Below are 22,332 nucleotides of genomic sequence, written 5' to 3'. Positions count from 1 at the left end.
CGATGCTGTATAAATTGACGGTTCATGTTGGTATTCTTGTAAGTTATTGAATATAAACCAAAAAATAAAAAGCTCAATGTTAAGGCAAAGTGACGGAAACGCTTGTTCCACGCAGCTTTGAGCGAGATTCACCCAGGTTTTGCACAAAGTTATCCACAGGTATTGTGGACAAGGCCGCTCCTGCTGAAATCGCAGGCATTTACCACCGCTTGCCGTCGCCGCGCCTCAACACCCGCCTGCAAGTGACGGATTCAAAACCACATTCTTCGAGGGGCGGGATTCCGGGATGAGCATCGTTCGCGTCGCCCTGCCGGTCCCGATTCCGCAACTGTTTGATTACACGGCGGATGATGCCTCCGAAGCGGACATCGGCCGCTGTGTGAGGGTGCCCTTCGGCCGCGGCGAGAAGAGCGGCCTGGTGGTCGCCCTGCCCGCGGAAAGCGAAGTCGATCCGGCCCGCCTCAAGCCGGTGGTGCGGATTCAGCGCGAGGTGCCGGCGCTGCCCGCCGACTGGCTGGACCTCGTCCGCTTCGTCTCCCGCTACTACCATGCCCCGCTCGGCGAGGTGGTGGCGCTCGCGCTGCCGCCGGGACTGCGGCGCGCCGACGGGGTGAGCGGCGAGGACCACGATCCGCTGCTGGCGTCGACGCCGGCCGGGGCGGAGGCGCTGCAGGCAGTGCGCCGCGCCAGCCGCGCGCTCGCCCTGCTGCAGGCGGTGACGGCCGCGGGCGGACCGCTGCGACGCAGCCAGGTGCGCGCGCTGGCCAACGGCGAGGCGGTGGGCGACTGCCTGCGGCGGGGCTGGCTGGAAGCGGTCGCGAGCGCGGCGCCCCGTCACTTGATGCAGGACGCGCCGCCGCTCACCGCCGAGCAGCAGGCGGCGGTCGCGGCGGTCCTCGACGCGGGCGCGGGTTTTCGCGCATGGATGCTGCACGGGGTCACCGGCAGCGGCAAGACCGAGGTCTACCTGCGCCTGGCCGAGCGCGTGCTCGCCGGGGGGCGCCAGGTGCTGATGCTGGTGCCCGAGATCGCGCTCACGCCCCAGCTCGAGCGCCGCGTGGCGCAGCGCTTTCCGGCCGCCAGCGTGGTCAGCCTGCATTCCGCGCTCGCCGACGGCGCGCGCTCGCGCGGCTTCGTGCAGGCGCTCGCGGGCGATGCCGACATCGTCCTCGGCACCCGGCTCGCGGTGTTCGCGCCGCTGCCGCGGCTCGGCGTGATCCTGGTCGACGAGGAGCACGATGCCTCCTACAAGCAGCAGGAAGGCGTGCGCTATTCGGCGCGCGACCTCGCCGTGTGGCGCGCGCGCCAGCGCGGCGTGCCGGTGGTGCTCGGCTCGGCCACGCCCTCGCTCGAGACCTGGTACCACGCCCGCAGCGAGCGCTATGCGCCGCTGGTGCTCGGCCAGCGCGCGCTGGCGGCGAGCCTGCCCACGGTGCGCTGCGTCGATACCCGGCGCATGCGCCTCGACGAGGGCCTGAGCCCGGCGCTGCAGGAGGCGCTCGCCCAGCGCCTGGCGCGCGGCGAGCAGAGCCTCGTCTTCCTCAACCGCCGCGGCTACGCGCCGGTGCTGTCCTGTCCGTCCTGCGGCTGGGTCAGCCGCTGCCCGCACTGTTCGGCCAACCTGGTGGTGCACCTCGCCGACCGCCGCCTGCGCTGCCACCACTGCGGCTGCGACGGCCAGATCCCGCACGCCTGCCCGAGCTGCGGCGAGCAGGACATCCGCCCCTTCGGCCGCGGCACCCAACGCGTCGAGACGCGCCTGGCCGAGCTGTTTCCCGAGGCGCGGGTGCTCCGGGTCGACCGCGACGCCGCGCGCACCCGCAGCCAGTGGGAGGCCCTGCTGGCGACGATCGCCGATGGCGGCGCCGACATCCTGGTCGGCACCCAGATGATGGCCAAGGGCCACGACTTCCCGCGCCTCACCCTGGTCGGCGTGATCGGCGCCGACTCTTCGCTGCACGCCGCCGACTTCCGCGCGCCGGAGCGCTTGTTCCAGCAGCTGATGCAGGTCGGCGGCCGCGCCGGAAGGGCGGCGCTGGCGGGAGAGGTGCTGATCCAGACCGAATACCCGGCGCATCCGCTGTACCAGCAGCTCGCCCGCCACGACTTCGACGCCTTCGCCCGCATGGCGCTGCAGGAGCGCCGCGCCGCCGGCTTCCCGCCGTTCACCCATCAGGCGATGCTGCGCGCGGACGCCCCCGCGCTCGAGGACGCGGTCGAGTTCCTGCGCCACGCGCGCCGCCTCGCCGAGGGCTGCGCGCCCGAGGGCCTGCGCCTGTTCGACCCGGTGCCGATGCGCATGACCCGCCTGGCGCGGCGGGAGCGCGCGCAGCTGCTGGTCGAGGCCGACCGCCGCGCCCCGCTGCAGGCCTTCCTCGCCGTGTGGGTGGACCTGCTCCATCGCCAGCGCACCGCGCGCGAACTGCGCTGGCAGCTCGACGTCGATCCTCTCGAGGTCTGATCGGCCCGCTCAGCGCGCCGGCCACAGCCAGGCCGCGCCGCGCACGCCCGAGGCGTCGCCATGCACGGCGGGCACCATCCGGGTGCACACCTGGTCGGAGAACACGTGCGCGGCCCAGCGCGCAGGCACGTTGCGGTACAGGCGCTCGAGTATCGACAGGCCACCGCCGAGCACGATCCGCTCGGGGTCGAGCAGGTTGATCACGCCGGCGAGCGCGCACGCGAGCCGCGCCTCGTAGCGCTGCAGGCTGGCCTCGCAGGCGGCATCGCCGGCGGCCGCGGCGGCGGCGATCGCCACCGCATCGAGTCCGCCGCCGCAGTGGCGGCGGTGGTCGGCGGCCAGGCCGGGACCGGAGAGATAGGTCTCGATGCAGCCGTGGCGGCCGCAGTAGCAGGCGGGCAGCGGAAGGTCCTCGGCGCCGGGCAGCGGCAGGGGGTTGTGCCCCCATTCGCCGGCGATCGCGTTCGCCCCCACCAGCAGCCGGCCGTCGACCACCACACCGCCGCCCACGCCGGTGCCGAGGATCACCCCGAACACCGTGCGCGCACCGCGCCCGGCGCCGTCGGCCGCTTCCGACATCGCGAAACAGTTGGCATCGTTCGCCAGCCGCACCTCACGGCCGAGTGCGGCCTCGAGATCCGCCTGCAGCGGCCGGTCGTTGAGCCGGGTGGAGTTGGCGTTGCGGATCAGGCCGGTGCGTGGCGAAGGCGAGCCGGGCGTGCCGAGGCCCACGCTGGCGCGGCAGCCGAGCTCGGCCTCGGCCGCCGCCACCAGCGCGGCGATCGCCGCCACCGTGTCGTGGTAGGCGCCGGGCGGGGTGGCGATCCGGCGGCGCAGCAGTTCGCGGCCGTCGCGGTCGAGGGCGACGATCTCGATCTTGGTGCCGCCGAGGTCGATACCGATGCGGATCATGTATGCATCCTCGGTGGGAAAGGTGGGCACGGGCGGTCCGAACCGCAAACACCGCGCCACGCCACGCCCCGGAAGAGGCCAGTATAGGACGCGCTGCGGAGCCGGCGAACGGCCGATCTTGGAGTAACATGGTCGTCACTTGGATGGTCCGATTCCGAATTCCTGCGATCCGAAAGCGATGAAGAACAGAAGCGCCCCGTTCCTGAGCTACAAGCTCGACGTGCTCAAGACCGCGTCGATCAGGGCCGCGAACGTGTTCTACCGCGACAGCGTCGATCTCAGCATCCGCGAGCTCCGCGTGCTGCGCCTGATCCACGACAGCCCCGGCATCCTCACCACCGACCTGCGCCAGCGGCTGTTCATGGACAAGACCGTGCTGTCGAAAGACATCAGCTTCCTCGAGCGCCGCGGCCTGCTCGCGCGCAGCGTGTGCTCGAGCGACAGCCGACAGCACTGCCTCACCCTGACGCCCGAGGGCGAGCGGGTGTGGAAGGAGAGCGAGGAGATCGGCCGCCGGCTCGAGGACGAGATGTATGGCGAGCTCGGCGAGGAGGAGTGGCGCCAGCTGCACGAGCTGCTCGACAAGGCCTTGCGGTCCTTCGAACACTGGAACAGCGTCCACGAAGGACGCGCCTCCGAGGTCCCGCGCAACTGAGGGCGCCGCGCGCCCCTTGCCCCTCGTCCTCCCGCATTCCCGCAGGCAGCCACGCCCCTGCTGCGCGGTTGCCGCGCGCCCGCCTGCGCCGTTCCATGCCGGATCGGTGTAGGCTGGTCATCGCCTCGCGCGCGCTCCCTCCGCGCGCGGGCGATCCGTATCACCCATAAAAGAAAGGCAACTTCGACATGACTTCCAGCGCAACCGACGACGTGCGGCCGCCGATCCGCAGCCTGCTCGTCGCCAACCGCAGCGAGATCGCGATTCGCGTGTTCCGCGCCGCGAGCGAGCTCGGCATCCGCACGGTGGCGATCTACGCCCATGAGGATCGCTTCGCCCTCCACCGCTTCAAGGCCGACGAATCCTATCTGGTCGGCGAGCCCGGCCAGCCGATCCGCGCCTACCTCGACATCGAGGGCATCATCCGCATCGCCAAGGAGGCCGGGGTCGACGCGATCCATCCCGGCTACGGTTTCCTGTCCGAGAACCCCGAGTTCGCCGAGGCCTGCGCGCGCGCGGGCATCACCTTCGTCGGCCCGCAGCCCGAGGTCATGCGCAAGCTCGGCAACAAGGTCGCTGCGCGCGCGCTCGCCCAGGCCGCAGGGGTGCCGGTGGTGCCGGCGACCGCCGCCCTGCCGGACGATGTCGACGCAGCCCGTGCCGAGGCGGCGAAGATCGGCTATCCGCTGATGCTCAAGGCGAGCTGGGGCGGTGGCGGCCGCGGCATGCGGGCGATCGAGACCGAAGCCGAGCTGGCGCCGGCGCTGCAGGTGGCGCGGCGCGAAGCGCTCGCCGCCTTCGGCAACGACGAGGTCTATCTCGAGAAGCTGGTGCGCCATGCGCGCCACGTCGAGGTGCAGCTGCTCGGCGACCTGCACGGCAATCTGGTGCATCTGTACGAGCGCGACTGCTCGGTGCAGCGGCGCAACCAGAAGGTGGTCGAGCGTGCGCCCGCGCCCTACCTCGACGAGGCCCGCCGGGCCGAGCTGTGCGAGCTGGGCCTGCGCATCGGCCGTGAGGCGGGCTATACCCATGCCGGCACGGTCGAGTTCCTGATGGACGCCGAGAGCGGCGAGTTCTACTTCATCGAGGTCAATCCGCGCATCCAGGTCGAGCACACCGTCACCGAGGAGGTCACCGGGGTCGACGTGGTCAAGGCCCAGATCCGCATCTCGGAAGGCGCGCGCATCGGCGAGGACGGCTCGCAGGTGCCGGCCCAGCACGCGATCCGGCTCAACGGTCACGCGCTGCAATGCCGTGTCACCACCGAGGACCCGGAGAACGGCTTCACGCCCGACTACGGCCGGGTCACCGCCTACCGCAGCGCCGCGGGCTTCGGCCTGCGCCTGGACGGCGGCACCGCCTACAGCGGGGCGGTGATCACCCCCTTCTACGACTCGCTGCTGGTCAAGGTCACCGCCTGGGGGCACAGCCCGGGCGAGGCGATCTCGCGCATGGCGCGCGGGCTGCGCGAGTTCCGCGTGCGCGGGGTGTCGACCAACCTGCGCTTCCTCGAGAACGTCATCGATCATCATCTGTTCCGCTCGGGCGCGTGCACCACCCGCTTCATCGACGACACCCCCGAGCTGTTCGATCTCAAGCCGGTGCGCGACCGCGCCACCCGGCTGATGGACTTCCTCGCCGAGGTCACGGTCAACGGCAACCCGGAGATGGGCGGTCGCAAGGCGCCGGAGCAGGCGGTGGCGCGCGCGCTGCCGCCCGCCTGCGATCTCGGCGTGCCGCCGCCGAAGGGCAGCCGCGACCGCCTGCTCGCGCTCGGACCCGAGGGCTTCGCGCGCTGGATGAAGGACGAGCAGCGGGTGTTGTTCACCGACACCACGATGCGCGACGCCCACCAGTCGCTGTTCGCCACCCGCATGCGCAGCGCCGACATGCTGGCGGTCGCGCCCCACTACGCGCGCATGGCGCCCGAGCTCTTCTCGCTCGAGTGCTGGGGCGGCGCGACGTTCGACGTCGCCCTGCGCTTCCTCAAGGAAGACCCCTGGGAGCGCCTGGCGCGGCTGCGCGAGGCGGTGCCCAACATCCTGCTGCAGATGCTGCTGCGCGCCTCCAACGCGGTGGGCTACACCAACTACGCCGACAACGTCGTGCGTCACTTCGTCAGGCAGGCCGCCGATACCGGCGTCGACCTGTTCCGCGTGTTCGATTCGCTCAACTGGGTGGACAACATGCGGGTGGCGATCGACGCGGTGCGCGACAGCGGCGCGCTGTGCGAGGCGGCCATCTGCTACACCGGCGACCTCTTCGACACTTCACGTCCCAAGTACAACCTGAAGTACTACGTCGATCTCGCCAAGGAACTCGAGAAGGCCGGCGCCCACGTCCTCGGCATCAAGGACATGGCCGGCGTGTGCCGCCCGCGCGCCGCGCGCGAGCTGGTGCGTGCGCTCAAGCAGGAGGTCGGCCTGCCGATCCACTTCCACACCCACGACACCAGCGGCATCGCCGCGGCGAGCGTGCTGGCGGCGATCGAGGCCGGAGCGGACGCGGTCGACGGCGCGCTCGACGCGATGAGCGGCCTCACCGCCCAGCCCAGCCTGGGCGCGATGGCCGCCGCGCTCGCCGGCAGCGAACGCGATTCCGGGCTCGACCTCGACGCGCTGCAGTCGCTCTCGCACTACTGGGAGGCGGTGCGCCGCCACTACGCGCCGTTCGAGTCGGACCTGCGCGCCGGCACCTCGGACGTCTATCGCCACGAGATGCCCGGCGGCCAGTACACCAACCTGCGCGAACAGGCGCGCGCGATGGGGCTGGAGCACCGCTGGCCCGAGGTGGCGAAGGCCTACGCCGAGGTGAACCTGATGTTCGGCGACATCGTGAAGGTCACCCCGACCTCCAAGGTGGTGGGCGACATGGCGCTGTTCATGGTCGCCAACGACCTCAGCCGCGCCGAAGTCGAGGACCCGGTGCGCGAGATCTCATTCCCGGAATCGGTGGTGTCGCTGTTCCGCGGCGAACTCGGCTTCCCGCCCGACGGCTTCCCGCGCGCGCTGCAGGAGAAGGTGCTCAAGGGCACCGAGCCCCTGGCGGGCCGCGCCGGTGACTTCCTGCCGCCGGTCGATCTCGACGCCAAGCGCGCCGAACTCGGCGAACTGCTCGGCGAGACGCCGAGCGAGAACCAGCTGTCGTCCTACCTGATGTACCCGAAGGTGTACCGCGACTACGTCGAGCACCACCAGCGCTTCGGCGATGTCGCCCTGTTGCCGACCTCCGCCTTCCTGCATGGGCTGAGCGATCGCGAGGAGATCACCGTCGGCATCGAGCGCGGCAAGACCCTGATCATCCGTCAGACCGGCCGCAGCGACACGCCGGACGACGAGGGCCGGGTCAAGGTCTTCTTCGAGCTCAACGGCCAGCCGCGGCTGCTGCGCGTGCGCCAGGCGGGTGCCGAGGTCGTGCGTCGCCATCCGCGCATCGAGGACGGCAACCCCGCCCATGTGGGCGCGCCGATGCCGGGCGCGGTGGTCACCGTCGCGGTCAAGGAAGGGCAGAAGGTGCGCAAGGGCAGCCCGCTGCTGTCGATTGAGGCGATGAAGATGGAGACCGTGCTGGTCGCCGAGCGCGACGCGGTGGTGGCGCGGGTGCTGGTGGCGCCGGGCGACCGCATCGAGGCGAAGGACCTGCTGGTCGAGCTCGCCTGAGCGGGCCCGCGGCGGACGGCTTGGGCAGCGTCCGCCGCGGTTCTTTCAGAGGATCTTGTCCAGCGCGTCGCGATAGCGTTCGACCGCTTCCTCGCGGCAGCCGGCGCTCACCCCGAGGTCGCGCACCAGACCGTCCTCGAGCGCGTAGCACCAGCCGTGCACCGTCACCGTCTGGCCGCGCGCCCAAGCGTCGCGCAACACCGAGGTCTGGCAGATGTTGACCACCTGCTGCATCGCGTTGAGCTCGCACAGGCGGTCGACCTTCAGCTTGGGGTCTTCGATCTGCGCCAGCCGGCTGTCGTGGCGGTCGCGCACGTCCTGCACATGGCGCAGCCAGTTGTCGGTGAGGCCGGTGCGGTTGTCGAACAGCGCGGCCTTCACCCCGCCGCAGCCGTAGTGGCCGACCACCAGGATGTGCTTCACGCGCAGCATCTCGACCGCGTAGTGGATCACCGACAGCGCGTTGAGGTCGCTATGCACCACCACGTTGGCGATGTTGCGGTGGACGAAGACCTCGCCCGGCGCAAGGCCGATGATCTGGTTCGCCGGCACGCGGCTGTCCGAGCAGCCGATCCAGAGGTACTCGGGGGACTGCTGGTTCACCAGGCGGGAAAAGTACTCGGGGTCCTCGCTGTGCATGCGCTCGGACCAGTTCTTGTTGTTGGTGAAGAGGTGTTCGATCGATCGCTCCATGGCGTGGTCCCGCAGCAATAGGGTTCAGGAAAACTTCGATAATTATGAATTACTCGCGCGCGTATTGCCATCGGGCACGGGTGCGCCCTCAGGTCTTCGCGCCGCCTGCCGCCTCGCTCGAAGCGGTCAAGGTTCCGCGCGCCTCATTGTCGCCCCGTGCCGGCCACACGCCCAGCCCGACGAGCTGGGCGGTCGCGGCCTCGGCCCAGCCGCGGTTGGCGGCAGGGCTCGCCGGGCTGGGGTGCAGGATGCGGCCGAAGTTCAGGCCCGGCGCGTCGCCGAGCGCCTCCATCGCGCGCTTTTCCGCCCAGTTGCCGATGCCGATCACCCATTCTGGCTGGAGGGTCGCGATCACCGTGCGCAGGTGGGCGTCGCAGGCCGCCAGCAGCGGCTTCGCTTCCGCCACGGGCAGCTTGTCGGGGGTGAGGTTGCGGCCGTCCTCGAAGAAGGCGAGCGGGCAGTAGTTGGAGACGAAATGCTCGGCGAAGAAGGCCTGCGGCGCGCCGAAGCGGGCGCGGAACAGGCCCCACAGGCGCTGGCCGCTCACCTCCGCGCGGGTGCAGGCGAAGCCCTCCACCGGCCGCTTCGGGTTCGGTTGCGCCGGCTGGCCGACCGGGCCTTCCAGGCCGAGCCAGTCGCGCGCGCTGGCGATCTCGCCGAAGGGCACGCCGATCTGCGCCATGCCGAAGGGGCCGGGGTTCATACCGACGAAGACCACGCGCTTGCGGCCCTCGCCGTAGCGGCGCAGGTAGCTCGCGTGCACCGCCCAGGCGTACTCGAGCGGGTTGTACACATGGGTCACCGGCGCGGAAAAGCGCAACCGGTCGACGCTGCCGGAGAGCGCGCGGGCGGCCTCGATGAGTTTGTCGGCGGTGGTCATCGGAAGAGGATCTTCAACAGATAAAGGGTGGCCATGCCGGCGCCGATGGTGGCGAACACGCTGCGGCTGCGCCAAGCCACCGCGGCGGCCACCAGCGCCGCCCACGGCCGCGGGCCGTCGAGCGCGATCGTCACCTCACCGCCGGCGACGAACAGCGCGCTGGCGGTGAGCGCGGCGAAGCTCGCCGGCGCAATGTGGCGGCACAGCGCGTGCAGCCAGGGTGGCAGGCGGTGGCTGGCGAACACGCCGATCATCAGGTAGCGATAAAGATAGGTCAGCGCGCCGACGGCCGCCAGCAGCGCGAGCAGGGTCGGCGTGCTCATCGCGCGCCCTCCAGCCGACGCACGGTCCATGCGCCGGCCAACAGGCCCACCAGGATCGCCGCCACGAGGCCGAGCTTGTAGGGCAGCGCGGCGAAGGCGAGCGCGCCGATCGCGGCCGCCAGCGCTGCGGCCTGGCCGGCGCGCTCGCGCAGCAGCAGGGTGAGCAGCGCGATGAAGGTCAGCGGCACCGCGAAGTCGAGCTCCCAGGAGGGCGGGATGGTGGCGGCGAACAGCAGGCCGGCCGCGGTCGATGCCTGCCAGCCCGCCCACAGCGTGAAGCCGGCGCCGAGGAAGTACCAGTGGCGCAGGTCGGGCGCGGCTTCGCGCGCGATGGAGTCGCTTTCGGCCCTGTCGCTTCGCGCCGGGTCTGCCTGCGCCCCGGTCGGGGCGCCGTCCCGGCGCTGGTAGCGCAGCACCGCCACCGCATAGGCCTCGTCGGTGAGCAGGTAGGCGAGCAGCAGGCGCCAGCGTCGCGACAGGTGGCGCACGTATTCCGCCATCGAGGCGCTGTAGAGCACGTGACGGACGTTGAGCAGGCCGGCGGTGAGCGCGATCGGCAGCGCGCCGGCGCCGGCGGCGAGCATCTGCACGATCACCAGCTGGGCCGCGCCGGCGAACACCAGCGCCGAGGCGAGCTGGGCGACCCAGGCCGGCACGCCGGCGGCGAGCGCGGCGATCGCGTAGATCATGCCGAAGGGGGCGACGCCGAGCAGCAGCGGCGCCTCGTCGCGGCAGCCGGCGAGGAATTCGGTGCTGCGGCTCATGCCGCACGCGCGGCGCTGCCCGCCGAGGCCTGGTGCGCCTCACCGTTCCAGGGCGCGACCTTGAGCAGCAGCAGCATACCCGGGATCGCGAGCGCGAAGCACAGCCAGAAGAAGCTGTACCAGCCGAGCGCCTCCACCAGCCAGCCGGCGGTGGCGTTGATGAAGGTGCGCGGCACCGCCATCAGGCTGGTGAACAGCGCGAGCTGGGTGGCGGTGTAGGCGGGATGGGTGGTGCGCGCCATGAAGGCGACGAAGGCGGTGGTGCCGAGTCCGGCGCCGACTGCCTCGCCCGCGATCACGATGGCGAGCACCGCCAGGCGGCCCGCGTCCGATTCGGCGGGACCGAGCCAGGCCATCCATACGAAGCCGAGGATGGTGACGAACTGCACCACGCCGAAGATCCACAGCGCGCGGTTGATGCCGAGCTTCACCATCCAGATGCCGCCGAGGATGCCGCCGATCACCATCGGCCACAGGCCGGCGTTCTTGGCGATCACGCCGATCTCGGTCTTGCTGTAGCCCATGTCGAGGTAGAAGGGCGTGGCGAGCGCGGTACACAGCGAATCGCCGAGCTTGTAGAAGAACAGGAAGGCGAGCACCAGCAGCGCCGAGCGCACGCCGTGGCGGCCGAAGAACTCCTGGAACGGCTCGACCACCGCGGCGCGCAGCGTGCGCGGCGTGCCGGTCGCCGCGAGCGGCTCCTTCGACAGCAGGGTCATCGCCAGGCCGGGGATCATGAAGGCGGCGGTGATCACGAAGACCTGGCTCCACGGCAGGTGGTCGGCGAGGATCAGCGACAGCGAGCCCGGCACCAGGCCGGCGATGCGGTAGGCATTCACGTGGATCGCGTTGCCGAGGCCGAGCTCCGCGTCGGGCAGGATCTCGCGACGGAAGGCGTCGAGCGCCACGTCCTGGGTGGCCGACAGGAAGGCGAGCATGGCGGTGAGCGCCACCACCATCGGCAGGTTCTCGGTCGGCGACAGCTGGCCGAGCCAGGCGATCGAGGCGAGCAGGCCGAGCTGGGAGACGAACATCCAGCTGCGCCGGCGTCCGAGCCAGGGCAGGATGCCGTAGCGGTCGAGCAGCGGCGCCCACAGGAACTTCCAGGTGTAGGGGAACTGGATCAGTGCGAAGGCGCCGATCGCCTTCAGCGACAGGCCCTCGGTCTTCAGCCAGGCCGGCACCAGGTTCAGCAGCAGGTAGAGCGGCAGGCCGGAGGCGAAACCGGTGAAGATGCAGATCAGCATCCGGCGGTTGAGCAGTACGGCGAGCCAGGTGGGCAGCGGGCGGGAGGGCAAGGTCGGCTTCGACGGCGATGGCGGGACCGGCGATTATCGCAGATCGGGCCGGGTGCGGCCGCGCGGCCCGGTCGCGCGGCCTTCACAATTCGATACGTTCCTTGCGCCGGCGCCCGAGTGCGCAAACAATGCGCGCAGAGCAATGGATCCAGACCCGTAGGAGGAGATGCGCCATGTCGTATGTGGTGACGGTGGCGTTCGGCGGCAACCGGGAATACGAGATTTCCCTGCACGATGCCGAGGTGGACGCGATGAGCAAGGACCAGGCGCGCGCCTGGCTCGCGCACGAGTTCGACGAGCTCGAATGCACGCCCTCCAACCCGATGGGAAAGGTGCTTGCGCTCGACATGATCCTCAACGTCGCCAAATACGGCGGCGAGCAACGCTTCGAACAGGCGGGCGAGTGGGCGCGCCAGTTCGCCCGCGCCACCGCCGCCGCGCTCGACCGGCCGGCGATCCGGGTCGACGCCCCCGCCTTCATCGTCGGCTGAGCGCGCACCGGCCTCAGCCGCCCGCCGGCCTCGGCCGGGCGGCTGCGAGCAGGCGTTCGGGCAGCGCCTTCACGGCCGCATCGGCCCGGTCGGCGCGCAGCACCTGCAGGCGAGGCCCGACGAGCGAGCGGTTGGGCGAATCCGCCGCAAGCTCGCGCCAGAGCGCCTGCAGCGTGTCCTCGAGGAAGGCGCGGTCGGTGCCGCCGTCCACCAGCACCACCATTCTTGCCAGCGGCACGGTGTCGAGCAGGCGGCCGAGTTCGTAGCGGCAACCCTGGTTGCTCGCCGAAAAGCTGCGCAGATCCATCAGCACGACGTCGGCGCCGCGCGCCAGCCGCTGCATCGCCAGCTGCCAGGTGTCGGCATGGCAGAAGAACTCATTGACCCGATGGCGACCGTCCGGGTCGGGGCCGAGCGCGCGCGCCGCCAGCCTGCGCTCGAGATCGGCCTCGTCATGCACGAACTGGCGCGACAGCCTGCCGCCGGCGAAATCGAGGAACTCGTGCGGTTCCACCGTCGTCGTCGCCAGGTCGGGGCCGGCGATCAGGCTGATGTCGCCGATCCGCAGCCAGCGTTTGCCGAGGGCGTCGAACAGCCGCTCGCTGCGCCCGCCGAGCGCGAACACGCGCAGCAGCAGCAGCGAGGGCGCGTCCGCGCTCCCGCGCCCGAGTCCGGCGAGGCGCCAGCCCGCACCGCTCACCACCTTGTATACGACGAAGGCGACCGGACCCGCGGCCATCCAGGCGATGCCCTCGAAGCCGAAGCTTACCGTCTGCACGATCGCGAACAGCAGCCACATCGCATCGAGGGTCAGGGCCTGGTCGCTGCTGCGACGCGCGAGATGGCGTCGGCCCAGCCAGCCCAGGATCAGCCAGCCGCCGACCGCCGCGAGCGCCGCGCCGGCGAGCATCAGCGCGACGAAGGTGGCGCTGCCGCCGAGCCCGAGGCTGCCGCCGATGCCGACCGCGGCGCGCAGACCGACTTCGCTGCCGGCGACGAGCGCGATCGCGAGCTGCGAGCCGGTGAGTGCCGTCACCATGAACACCAGCACGAGCGGGCCGACGGCGCGGATGCGCCGGTGCAGGAAGGCGAGCAGCAGCACGGTGGCGGGAAGGTTGGTGATCAGCCAGAACTGCACGACGGCGAGCGCCGACAGCGCCGGGTTGCGGATGAGCGCCCAGCCGGCGAAGGCGAGCACGAGGCCGAAATAAAGCGCGCCGATGGCGAGCCGCTGGCGCCGGCTGGTCGCAGCGGTGAGGCCCACTGCGAGCGCGGTCGGCCACGCGTAGCACGACAGCAGCCAGAGGAATCGCGCCGCCACGAAGCCGCCCTCGCCCCAGGCGAACACCATCCAGGCGGCGCTCAGGGTGACTGCGTAGGCGAGGCCGGCAGCCACCTGGACGCCGACCGCGCGCCCGAGCGAGCGGCGGATCACCCGCGTGGCCGTACCGCCGGCGGCCGGGCCCGCCGCGACATCCTCGAGCACGAGGCGCGCGTCGGGCGGCGCCGCTTTCCCCGTTGCAGGCGGGGGCGGCATCGTCGCGCCGCCGCTGCGCGCCATCGAGCGCAGCACCGCGCGCCGGTAGAGGGCGAGCAGGCCGAGCGATACCGGCAGCGTCAGTGCCGCGCTGAGCAGGACCAGGAAGGGCAGCGCGCCCGTGCCGATCAGCACCGCCTGCGAACTCGTTTCCATGCGCCGCTCCTCGCGCCGACCCGCCGCCCGGCGGGCGCTCAGCCTGCCATGGAAGGAGTATAGCTGCCGCCACTATGTGGCAAGGCGTGCGGGTACGGGGTGTCGTAGGAGCGCAGCCCTCTGCGCGATTGCGGCGACGCCGCGGCTGGGGCCGCCGCGACGGCGCGCTTCGCGGGCTCAGCCGCTGCGGCCGAGCCGGTACACCGCGACGCTGGCGAGGAAGTTGGGCTCCTCGAGCACAACCTTGCCCTCGTCGAAGGCGAGCCGCTCGTGGATGACGATGCCGTTCAGCTCGCACAGCGCCTCGAAGTCGGCGATGGTGAAGAAGCGCACGTTGGGGGTGTTGAACCACTGGTGCGGCAGGCTCTCGGAGACCGGCATGCGGCCGTTGAGGATGCTCTGGCGGTGGCGCCAGTAGCCGAAGTTCGGGAAGCTCACCACCGCCTCGCGCGCCACCCGCAGCATCTCGGCGAGGATGCCCTGGGTGTTGTGCATCGCCTGCAGCGACAGGCTCATGATGACGTGGTCGAAAAAGCCGTCCTCCAGCCCGATCAGGCCGCGCTCCATGTTGGCCTGGATCACGTTGACGCCGTTGCGGACGCTGGCGAGGATCTTGTCCGGGTCGTTCTCGACGCCGTAGCCCTGCACCTGGCGCACCGCCATCAGGTGGTGCAGCAGGCTGCCGTCGCCGCAGCCGAGGTCGAGCACCTTCTCGCCCGGCTCGATCCACTGCGCGATCACTTCATAGTCGTAGCGGTAGCCTGCCATGTCACACCTCGATGCGGTCGAACCAGGCCGACAGCAGCGCGTGGTAACGCGGCTCGTCGAGCAGGAAGGAGTCGTGGCCGGCCGGGCACTCGATGTCGGCGTAGCTCACGTTGCGGCGGTTGTGCAGCAGAGCATAGACGATCTCGTGCGAGCGCCCGGGCGCGAAGCGCCAGTCGGTCGTGAAGGACACCACCAGGAAGTTCGCGCTCGCGCGCGCCAGCGCCGCCTGCAGGTTGCCGCCGTGCTCGAAGGCGGGATCGAAGTAGTCGAGCGCCTTGGTGATCAGCAGATAGGTGTTGGCGTCGAACATGCCGGCGAACTTGTCGCCCTGGTAGCGCAGGTAGGACTCCACCTCGAACTCGACGTCGTAGCTGTACACCGCCTTGCCGTGGCGCAGGTTGCGGCCGAACTTGGTCGCCATCGAGTCGTCGGAAAGGTAGGTGATGTGCCCCACCATGCGCGCCAGCTTCAGTCCGCGCGCGGGCACCACGCCGTGCTCGTAGTAGTGGCCGCCATGGAAGTCGGGGTCGCTCAGGATCGCCTGGCGGGCGACCTCGTTGAAGGCGATGTTCTGCGCGGTGAGCTTGGCCGCCGAGGCGATCACCGCGGCGTTGGCGATCCGCTCCGGGTACTGCAGGGTCCACGACAGCGCCTGCATGCCGCCGAGACTGCCGCCGACCACCGCGGCGAAGCGCTCGATGCCGAGGCGGTCGGCGAGCCGGGCCTGGGCATCGACCCAGTCTTCCACGGTGACGAAGGGGAAGTCCGCGCCCCACAGCTTGCCGGTGGCCGGGTTCAGCGTGCTCGGGCCGGAGGAGCCGTGGCAGCCGCCGAGGTTGTTCACCCCGATGACGAAGAACTTGCGCGTGTCGAGCGGCTTGCCGGGGCCGATCAGGTTGTCCCACCAGCCGATGTCGCGCGGATCGTCGGCGTAGTAGCCGGCGACGTGGTGCGAACCCGACAGGGCATGGCACACCAGCACCGCGTTGCTGCGCTCGGCGTTGAGCGTGCCGTAGGTCTCGTAGATCAGCTCGTAGTCGGCGAGTGTCTCGCCGCTGCGCAGGCGCAGCGGCTCGGCGAAATGCGCCAGCTGCGGCGTTACGACGCCGACGGATTGTGGTTGGATCATGGTCGGTAGGCGGTAAACGAAAAAACCCAGCCGGCTCGAAACGCGGACTGGGTCGCCCTCGCTTTAGCCGTATTTGTTGAGCGCCCGCAAGCTGTTGGTTCAAATCGGCGCTGAGTGCGGCTGAAGGTAGCGCCCCGACCGGGAAATGTCAAACGGCCGGCGTGCTAAGATTTTGCTCCGCAACACCTCCGCGCAAGACCATGATCCAGTTCATCCTCAACGGCCAGCCCGAATCCTCCGCCGCGCCCCTGACGGTGCGCGATCTGCTCGAGCGCCGCGGCCTCGCCGGCAAGCGTGTCGCGGTCGAACGCAACGGCGAGATCGTGCCGCGCGCCCGCCATGCCGAAGTGCCGATCGCCGATGGCGACCGGCTCGAGATCGTCGTCGCCGTCGGCGGCGGCTGAGATCCACTTATCTTCCCTACAGGTTCAAGCATGAACGACTCCCTGGTCATCGCCGGCAAGGCCTACCGCTCCCGGCTGCTGGTCGGTACCGGCAAGTACAAGGACTTCGACGAAACGCGCGCGGCGATCGACGCCAGCGGCGCCGAGATCGTCACCGTGGCGATCCGTCGCACCAACATCGGCCAGAACCCGGGCGAGCCCAACCTGCTCGACGTGCTGCCGCCGGAAAGATTCACCATCCTGCCGAACACCGCCGGCTGCTACACCGCCGACGACGCGGTGCGTACGCTGCGCCTGGCGCGCGAGTTGCTCGACGGCCACGCGCTGGTCAAGCTCGAGGTGCTCGGCGACCCCAAGAGCCTGTTCCCCAACATGCCCGAAACGCTGAAGGCGGCCGAGACCCTGGTCAGGGATGGCTTCGACGTGATGGTCTACTGCGCCGACGACCCCATCCAGGCAAAGATGCTCGAAGAGATCGGCTGCGTCGCGGTGATGCCGCTCGCCTCGCTGATCGGCTCGGGGATGGGCATCCTCAATCCCTGGAACCTGCGCCTGATCATCGACAACGCAAAGGTGCCGGTGCTGGTCGATGCCGGCGTCGGCACCGCCTCGGACGCCGCGATCGCGATGGAGCTCGGTTGCGACGGCGTGCTGATGAACACCGCGATCGCCGCCGCCGGCAAGCCGGTGCTGATGGCGGGTGCGATGAAGAAGGCGGTCGAGGCCGGGCGCGAGGCCTTCCTCGCCGGTCGCATGCCGCGCAAGTTCTACTCGGCCGACCCGAGTTCGCCGACCCAGGGGCTGATCGGTTCATGAGCGACACGCAAGACACGCAGCGGCCTTCGAGCGGGGCGCCGGTCGAGATCATCGGCCGCGACAGCCCCGAGCACCGCTTCTCCAGCCGCAGCATCCGCAGTTTCGTGCTGCGCCAGGGCCGCATGTCCGAGGCACAGCAGCGCTATCTCGACGAGATGCTGCCGCGGATCGGCATCGACTACCGCGCCGCGCCGCTCGACCTCGACGAGGCCTTCGGCCGCAAGGCACCGAAGATCCTCGAGATCGGTTTCGGCATGGGTGAGACGACGGCGAGGATCGCCGCCGCGATGCCCGACCACGACTTCCTCGGCATCGAGGTGCACACCCCCGGCGTGGGCGCACTGTGCAAGCTGGTCGCCGAGGGCGGGCTGAGCAACCTGCGCATCATCCAGCACGACGCGGTGGAGGTGATGCGCGACATGATCGCCGACGGCGCCCTCGCCGGGGTGCATCTGTTCTTCCCCGACCCCTGGCGCAAGAAGCGCCACTTCAAGCGCCGCATCGTCCAGCCCGACTTCGTCGCCCTCGTCGCGCGCAAGCTCGCGCCCGGCGGCTACCTGCACTGCGCCACCGACTGGGAGGACTACGCGCACTGGATGCTCGACATCTTCTCCGCCGAGCCGGCGCTGCACAACATCGCCGACGGCTTCGCGCCGCGCCCCGACTACCGGCCGCTGACGAAATTCGAGAACCGTGGTCTGAAGCTGGGTCACGGCGTGTGGGACCTCGTGTTCCGCCGCCGCGACGACCGCCAGCCGGGCTGAGCCCCGCGCCGCCAAAGGAGACCTGTCGACGTGCGCGCCATCTTCCGCTTCATCCTCGGCCTGTTCGGCCTTCTCGGCCGCGCGCTCGACCTGCTCGGGCGCAGCCTGCTTTACTTGATCCTGCTGCTGGTGATCGGCTTCGTCGTCTCCCTGATGCTGGAGCCGGCGCCCGAAGTGCCGCGCGGTTCGGCGCTGGTGCTGCGCCCGAGCGGTGCGCTGGTCGAGCAGGCGGTGTTCGACGAGCCGCTCGCGCTGCTGCGCTCGGGCGGGGTGCCCGCCGGGCAGGCGGTGCTCGGCGAGCTGCTCGAGGCGGTCGACGCCGCCCGCACCGACGAGCGCATTGCCGCGCTGGTCATCGAGACCGACGAGCTCGAGGCCGGTGGCCTGTCCAAGCTCGCCGAGCTGCGCGAGGCGATCGCCGCCTTCGGCGCCAGCGGCAAGCCGGTGTTCGCGCGCGGCGAGCGCTTCACCCAGGGCCAGTACTTCCTCGCCTCGGCGGCCGATGAGGTGCATCTCGCGCCCGACGGCTTCCTGCTCCTGCGCGGGCTGGCGCGCTACGGCACCTACTACAAGGAGGCGCTCGACTCGCTCGGCATCAAGGTGCATGTATTCCGCGTGGGCGAGTACAAGTCCTTCGCCGAGCCCTTCACCCGCAACGACATGTCGGACGAGGACCGCGACGCCACCCGCGACCTGCTCGACGGTCTGTGGGATCGCGTCCGCACCGACATCGCCGCGGCGCGCAAGCTCGCCCCCGAGGCGCTCGACCGTTACGTCGTCGGCTACGGCGAGGCGCTCGCCGCGGCACGGGGCGATGCGGCGAAAGCCGCGCTCGACGCCCGCCTGATCGATCGCTTCTCCACCCGCGATCAGTGGCGCGCCCGCCTCGTCGAGCGCGTCGGCGCCGCCGCCGATGGCAAGGATTTCCGCCAGATCGGCGCCGGCGACTACCTTGCGACGATCCAGGCCGAGCGCCGCCCGGCGGCCGCTGCGGTCGCGGTGCTGGTCGCCCAGGGCTCGATCATGGACGGCAAGCAGCCGGCCGGCGTGGTCGGCGGCGACAGCTTCGTCGAGCTCATCCGCGCGGCGCGCGAGGACGACGCGGTGAAGGCGATCGTGGTCCGCATCGACAGCCCCGGCGGCAGCGCCTGGGCCTCCGAGCTGATCCGCCGCGAGCTCGAGCTGGTGCGCCAGGCGGGCAAGCCGGTGATCGCGTCGATGAGCTCGGTCGCCGCCTCGGGCGGCTACTGGATCGCCACCGCCGCGAGCGAGATCTGGGCTGCGCCCACCACGCTGACCGGCTCGATCGGCATCTTCGCCCTCTTCCCCGAGTTCGCCGAGCCGCTCAGCCGGCTCGGCATCGCCGTCGACGGCGTGTCCACCGCGCCGCTGGCGGGCGCCCTCGATCCGCGCCGCCCGCTCGACCCGGCGGCGGGCGAGGCGCTGCAACTCGGCATCGAGCACGGCTACCGGCGCTTCCTCGACACCGTCGCCCGTGCCCGCAACATGCGCGTCGAAGAGGTGGACGAGGTCGCCCGCGGCCGGGTGTGGACCGGCGCGAGCGCCGCCCAGCTCGGCCTGGTCGATCATCTCGGCGGGCTCGACGACGCGGTGGCCGCGGCAGCGAAGGCGGCAGGGCTCACCGCCTACGAGGTGCGCCGGCCGCAGGCGACGCTGTCGTTCCAGCAGATGCTGCTGCACCGCCTGCTCGGCTCGAGCGCAGGCGACCTGCTGCCCGCGCCGGCGAGCCGGCCGGCGCCGCTTGCGGCCATTCTCGCGGGGCTGCAGACTGCTGCCGGGGAGTTGCTGAAGTGGAACGATCCCCGGCATCTCTATGCGCATTGCCTGTGCGAGGCGCCCTGAGCGGGCGCCGCCGCACGCTTCCCGGTTCATCGAAGAAGGAGACGGCATGAAACTGACCAGCGCGAGCTTCACCGACGGCGCCCGCATCCCGGGCGAATTCGCCTTCTGCCTGCCGGCCGACGAAGGCCACGTCTGCCTCGGCGCCAACCGCAACCCGCAGTTGGCGTGGAGCGAGGTGCCGGCGGGCACGAAGTCCTTCGTCCTCATCTGCCACGACCCCGACGTGCCGAGCAGGGGCGACGACGTCAACCAGGAAGGCCGCAGCGTGCCCGCCGGCCTGCCGCGGGTGGACTTCTTCCACTGGGTGCTGATCGACCTGCCCGGCGACCGCTGCGAGATCGCCGCGGGCGAGTTCTCGAGCGAGGTCACCCCGGGCGGGAAGCCCGGCCCCGACGCCCCGCTCGGCGCGCGCCAGGGCATCAACGACTACACCGGCTGGTTCGCCGGCGACGATGCGATGAAGGGCGATTACCACGGTTACGACGGACCCTGTCCGCCGTGGAACGACGATCTGCTGCACCGCTACGTATTCACCGTGTATGCGCTCGATGTCGAGCGCTGCGCGGTGGAAGGCCGCTTCGGCGGCGCCGAGGTGCGTGCGGCGATCGCCGGCCATGTGCTCGCCGAGGCGAGCCTCACCGGCACTTACACGCTCAACCCCGCGGTCGCGGGCTGAGCGCACGGGCGGCCGCGAACGCGGTCCAAGCGTGCGGACGGGCGGGTGGCGCCGATCTCCGGCGTGGCCCGCGTCCCGTCCCTTAGCGGAACTACGCGCCGATGTTCGAATTCTTGCAGGGGCTGGCCTTCGGTCTGCTGATGTCGTGCCCGCCCTGGTTCATGGCCGGCATGTTCGATCCCCGACTGGCGACGCCGGAAGACCTGGCCAGCCGCTGGCAGGTGATCCTGCGCTATGGCTTCGCCGTGCCGCTGATCGGGATGCTGCTGTTCATGACCTCGCTGTGGGGCGGCTTCGGCGCCAGCCTCGCCGGCTGGCTCGCCGGCCTCGCCGCGGTGCCGCTCGAGCTCTTCGTCGAGCGTCGCTGGCTGCGCTGGCGTCGCGGGCGTGCCGCGCGCGAGCAGTCGGCGGCACGCCAGCGCGAGCTCGCACGCCGCGCCGCCGAGTGTCACGAGAGCCACCTGCTCACCCTCGACCCCGCGCGCGCGCCGGGCGGCGGCGACGAGCTCGTGCTCGGTCTGTGGCAGGCCAAGCGCGAGCTGGTGGCGCTGCGTCGGCCTGATCTCGCGGTGCAGGCCGACCGCCTCTACACGCGTTACGACCGTGCCCTCACGGTGCTGGGCGAGAAGTTCGACACCCGCGAAGTCACCTTCGAGCGCGCCCGCGGCCTGGTCGGTGCGGTCTCGCGCGGTGGGCTCGAAGCGCTCGATTCGATGGTCTCGCTCGCGGGCGGCAGCGCCGCGATCGACACCGACTTCGTGCGCCGGCGCCTCGAGCGCGAGGGCGCCGCCCTCCCGATCGCCGAGCGCGAGGCCTTGCGCCACCGGCTGGCGCTGGCGGAGGACACCGAGCGCCGGCTCTCCGAACTCGGCGCCCGCCACGAGGCCGCGCTCACCGCGCTCGACGACGTGGTGGTCGCGGTCGCCCGCATCGAGACCGGCCGCCCGCAGGCCGGCATCGCCACCGAGCAGGCGCTTACCGAGCTGCGCCGCTTCGCCGAACGCGCCGGCCTCTACGGCCGCAAGGCCTGAGTCTTCCCCGAGGAATTCCCCGATGAGCCCGCCCTCCGCCCCCAGGTCCTCCGCCCGTTCCGAGCTGTCACTGCCGCCGATCGAGGAGATCGCGCGCGAGACCGTGCCGCCTGAGGCCGAAGAAGCCGCCGAGGACCCCGCGCTTGCGGCGCTCGCCGACGCCTTCGTGCGCGACGCGCTCGCCGCCGACGAGGCGGGGTTCCATCGCCAGCGCGAGGCGGTCGACACCATGGGCATCGAGCTCCAGCGCCAGGCCGCCTGGCGCAGCGAGATGCTGCAGGCGCCGATCCGCAAGCTGGCCCACCAGGGCGACGAGGGCGGCCCGGTGGCGAAGGCCCTGCTCGAGCTGCGCGGCAAGATGCAGGAGCTCGATCCCGCCCGCCAGCGCCTCAGCGGCGACGGCCTGTCGCGCGCGCTGGCCTTCATCCCCGGCGTCGGCAAGCCGCTGCAGCGCTATTTCCAGAAGTACGAGAAGGCGCAGGATGCGCTCGACGGCATCATCAAGGACCTCGAGGGCGGCGCCGACATGCTGCGCCGCGACAACCTCACCCTCGCCGACGACCAGCAGGCGCTGCGCGGGATCCTCGGCCAGCTCGCACGCCAGGTGGAGCTCGGTCGCCTGATCGATCGTCGCCTCGCGCGCGAGGCGGCCTCCGCCGCGCTGCCCGCGCCGCGGCGCGCCTTCGTCGAGGAGGAGCTGCTGTTCCCGCTGCGCCAGCGCATCGTCGACCTGCAGCAGCAACTCGCGGTGAGCCAGCAGGGCGTACTCGCGCTGGAGGTGGTGATCCGCAACAACCGCGAGCTGATCCGCGGCGTGGATCGCGCGATCAACGTCACCGTGTCGGCGCTCAACGTGGCGGTCACGGTCGCCCTCGGGCTGGCCAACCAGCGCCTCGTGCTCGATCGCGTGTCCTCGCTCAACGAGGCGACGTCCGCGCTCATCGCCGGCACCGCGCAGGCGCTGCGCACCCAGGGCGTGGAGATCCAGACCCGTGCCGCCTCGACCTCGCTCGACATGGCGCAGCTCGAGAAGGCCTTCGCAGACGTGC

The 22,332-nt window shown here is 70.9% G+C and carries 20 protein-coding genes; 11 read left to right on the top strand and 9 right to left on the bottom strand.

Going from position 1 to position 22,332, the window contains the following annotated elements; all coding sequences use genetic code 11:
- Positions 1 to 286 precede the first annotated feature (286 nt).
- Positions 287 to 2,461 carry a primosomal protein N' gene (locus BB334_RS16885; RefSeq protein WP_068809665.1) on the top strand — a complete coding sequence of 725 codons (2,175 nt, stop codon included), beginning with the start codon at positions 287 to 289 and terminating at the stop codon, positions 2,459 to 2,461.
- A gap of 9 nt (positions 2,462 to 2,470) precedes the next feature.
- On the opposite strand, the gene BB334_RS16880 is transcribed toward BB334_RS16885, so the two are convergent.
- Complete coding sequence (locus BB334_RS16880) at positions 2,471 to 3,373, bottom strand: ROK family protein (RefSeq protein ID WP_068809664.1); 903 nt, start codon at positions 3,371 to 3,373, stop codon at positions 2,471 to 2,473.
- 178 nt (positions 3,374 to 3,551) lie between these two features.
- Here BB334_RS16880 and BB334_RS16875 point away from each other — a divergent pair, with 178 nt between their 5' ends.
- Positions 3,552 to 4,028: a MarR family winged helix-turn-helix transcriptional regulator gene (locus BB334_RS16875; protein WP_068809663.1), complete on the top strand. Its 477-nt coding sequence runs from the start codon at positions 3,552 to 3,554 to the stop codon at positions 4,026 to 4,028.
- A gap of 188 nt (positions 4,029 to 4,216) precedes the next feature.
- Positions 4,217 to 7,690, top strand: coding sequence for a pyruvate carboxylase (locus BB334_RS16870; RefSeq protein WP_068809662.1), 3,474 nt, complete (start codon positions 4,217 to 4,219; stop codon positions 7,688 to 7,690).
- Positions 7,691 to 7,735: 45 nt separating this feature from the next.
- Here BB334_RS16870 and can read toward each other — a convergent pair whose 3' ends face one another.
- The 5 genes from can to BB334_RS16845 form a co-directional block, all read right to left on the bottom strand.
- Positions 7,736 to 8,383, bottom strand: coding sequence for a carbonate dehydratase (gene can, locus BB334_RS16865; RefSeq protein WP_068809661.1), 648 nt, complete (start codon positions 8,381 to 8,383; stop codon positions 7,736 to 7,738).
- Between the two features lie 88 nt (positions 8,384 to 8,471).
- The gene (locus tag BB334_RS16860) at positions 8,472 to 9,263 is read right to left on the bottom strand and encodes a uracil-DNA glycosylase family protein (RefSeq protein ID WP_232756771.1); all 792 of its coding nucleotides are present in this window, start codon (positions 9,261 to 9,263) and stop codon (positions 8,472 to 8,474) included.
- Positions 9,260 to 9,586 (bottom strand): AzlD domain-containing protein, encoded by a 327-nt coding sequence (locus BB334_RS16855; RefSeq protein WP_068809660.1) that lies wholly within the window; start codon positions 9,584 to 9,586, stop codon positions 9,260 to 9,262. The genes BB334_RS16860 and BB334_RS16855 overlap by 4 nt, the downstream gene beginning before the upstream one ends.
- Positions 9,583 to 10,350, bottom strand: coding sequence for an AzlC family ABC transporter permease (locus tag BB334_RS16850; RefSeq protein WP_068809659.1), 768 nt, complete (start codon positions 10,348 to 10,350; stop codon positions 9,583 to 9,585). The genes BB334_RS16855 and BB334_RS16850 overlap by 4 nt, the downstream gene beginning before the upstream one ends.
- Positions 10,347 to 11,648, bottom strand: coding sequence for an AmpG family muropeptide MFS transporter (locus BB334_RS16845; RefSeq protein ID WP_332835038.1), 1,302 nt, complete (start codon positions 11,646 to 11,648; stop codon positions 10,347 to 10,349). Before BB334_RS16845 ends, BB334_RS16850 begins: the two co-directional genes overlap by 4 nt.
- Positions 11,649 to 11,821: 173 nt before the next feature.
- Here BB334_RS16845 and BB334_RS16840 point away from each other — a divergent pair, with 173 nt between their 5' ends.
- The gene (locus tag BB334_RS16840; protein ID WP_068809657.1) at positions 11,822 to 12,139 is read left to right on the top strand and encodes a hypothetical protein; all 318 of its coding nucleotides are present in this window, start codon (positions 11,822 to 11,824) and stop codon (positions 12,137 to 12,139) included.
- A gap of 13 nt (positions 12,140 to 12,152) precedes the next feature.
- On the opposite strand, the gene BB334_RS16835 is transcribed toward BB334_RS16840, so the two are convergent.
- The 3 genes from BB334_RS16835 to metX form a co-directional block, all read right to left on the bottom strand.
- On the bottom strand, positions 12,153 to 13,832 hold the full coding sequence (locus BB334_RS16835; RefSeq protein ID WP_068809655.1) for a hypothetical protein: 1,680 nt from the start codon (positions 13,830 to 13,832) through the stop codon (positions 12,153 to 12,155).
- A 177-nt stretch (positions 13,833 to 14,009) separates the two neighbouring features.
- The gene (gene metW, locus BB334_RS16830) at positions 14,010 to 14,600 is read right to left on the bottom strand and encodes a methionine biosynthesis protein MetW (protein WP_068809653.1); all 591 of its coding nucleotides are present in this window, start codon (positions 14,598 to 14,600) and stop codon (positions 14,010 to 14,012) included.
- Position 14,601: 1 nt separating this feature from the next.
- Entirely contained in the window at positions 14,602 to 15,729 is a 1,128-nt protein-coding gene (gene metX, locus BB334_RS16825) for a homoserine O-succinyltransferase MetX (protein WP_068809652.1), read from the bottom strand.
- Between the two features lie 200 nt (positions 15,730 to 15,929).
- Between metX and thiS the strand changes: the two genes are divergently transcribed.
- From thiS to BB334_RS17790, 7 genes are all read left to right on the top strand, one after another.
- Entirely contained in the window at positions 15,930 to 16,133 is a 204-nt protein-coding gene (gene thiS, locus BB334_RS16820) for a sulfur carrier protein ThiS (protein ID WP_068809650.1), read from the top strand.
- 30 nt (positions 16,134 to 16,163) lie between these two features.
- Positions 16,164 to 16,949, top strand: coding sequence for a thiazole synthase (locus BB334_RS16815; protein WP_068809649.1), 786 nt, complete (start codon positions 16,164 to 16,166; stop codon positions 16,947 to 16,949).
- A complete protein-coding gene (gene trmB / locus BB334_RS16810) occupies positions 16,946 to 17,713 on the top strand; it encodes a tRNA (guanosine(46)-N7)-methyltransferase TrmB (protein WP_068809647.1) in 768 nt (255 codons plus the stop codon). The genes BB334_RS16815 and trmB overlap by 4 nt, the downstream gene beginning before the upstream one ends.
- Positions 17,714 to 17,743: 30 nt before the next feature.
- Positions 17,744 to 19,576: a signal peptide peptidase SppA gene (gene sppA, locus BB334_RS16805; protein WP_068809646.1), complete on the top strand. Its 1,833-nt coding sequence runs from the start codon at positions 17,744 to 17,746 to the stop codon at positions 19,574 to 19,576.
- 46 nt (positions 19,577 to 19,622) lie between these two features.
- Positions 19,623 to 20,252, top strand: a complete 630-nt coding sequence (locus tag BB334_RS16800; RefSeq protein ID WP_068809645.1) for a YbhB/YbcL family Raf kinase inhibitor-like protein — start codon at positions 19,623 to 19,625, stop codon at positions 20,250 to 20,252.
- 101 nt (positions 20,253 to 20,353) lie between these two features.
- Complete coding sequence (locus tag BB334_RS16795; RefSeq protein ID WP_068809644.1) at positions 20,354 to 21,283, top strand: cobyrinic acid a,c-diamide synthase; 930 nt, start codon at positions 20,354 to 20,356, stop codon at positions 21,281 to 21,283.
- A 22-nt stretch (positions 21,284 to 21,305) separates the two neighbouring features.
- A partial coding sequence (locus tag BB334_RS17790; RefSeq protein WP_083200482.1) for a toxic anion resistance protein occupies positions 21,306 to 22,332 on the top strand: 1,027 nt, incomplete at its 3' end.

It is taken from the genome of Thauera phenolivorans (assembly GCF_001696715.1).
GTDB lineage: Bacteria > Pseudomonadota > Gammaproteobacteria > Burkholderiales > Rhodocyclaceae > Thauera > Thauera phenolivorans.
This window is presented reverse-complemented; position numbering and strand designations above follow the sequence as displayed.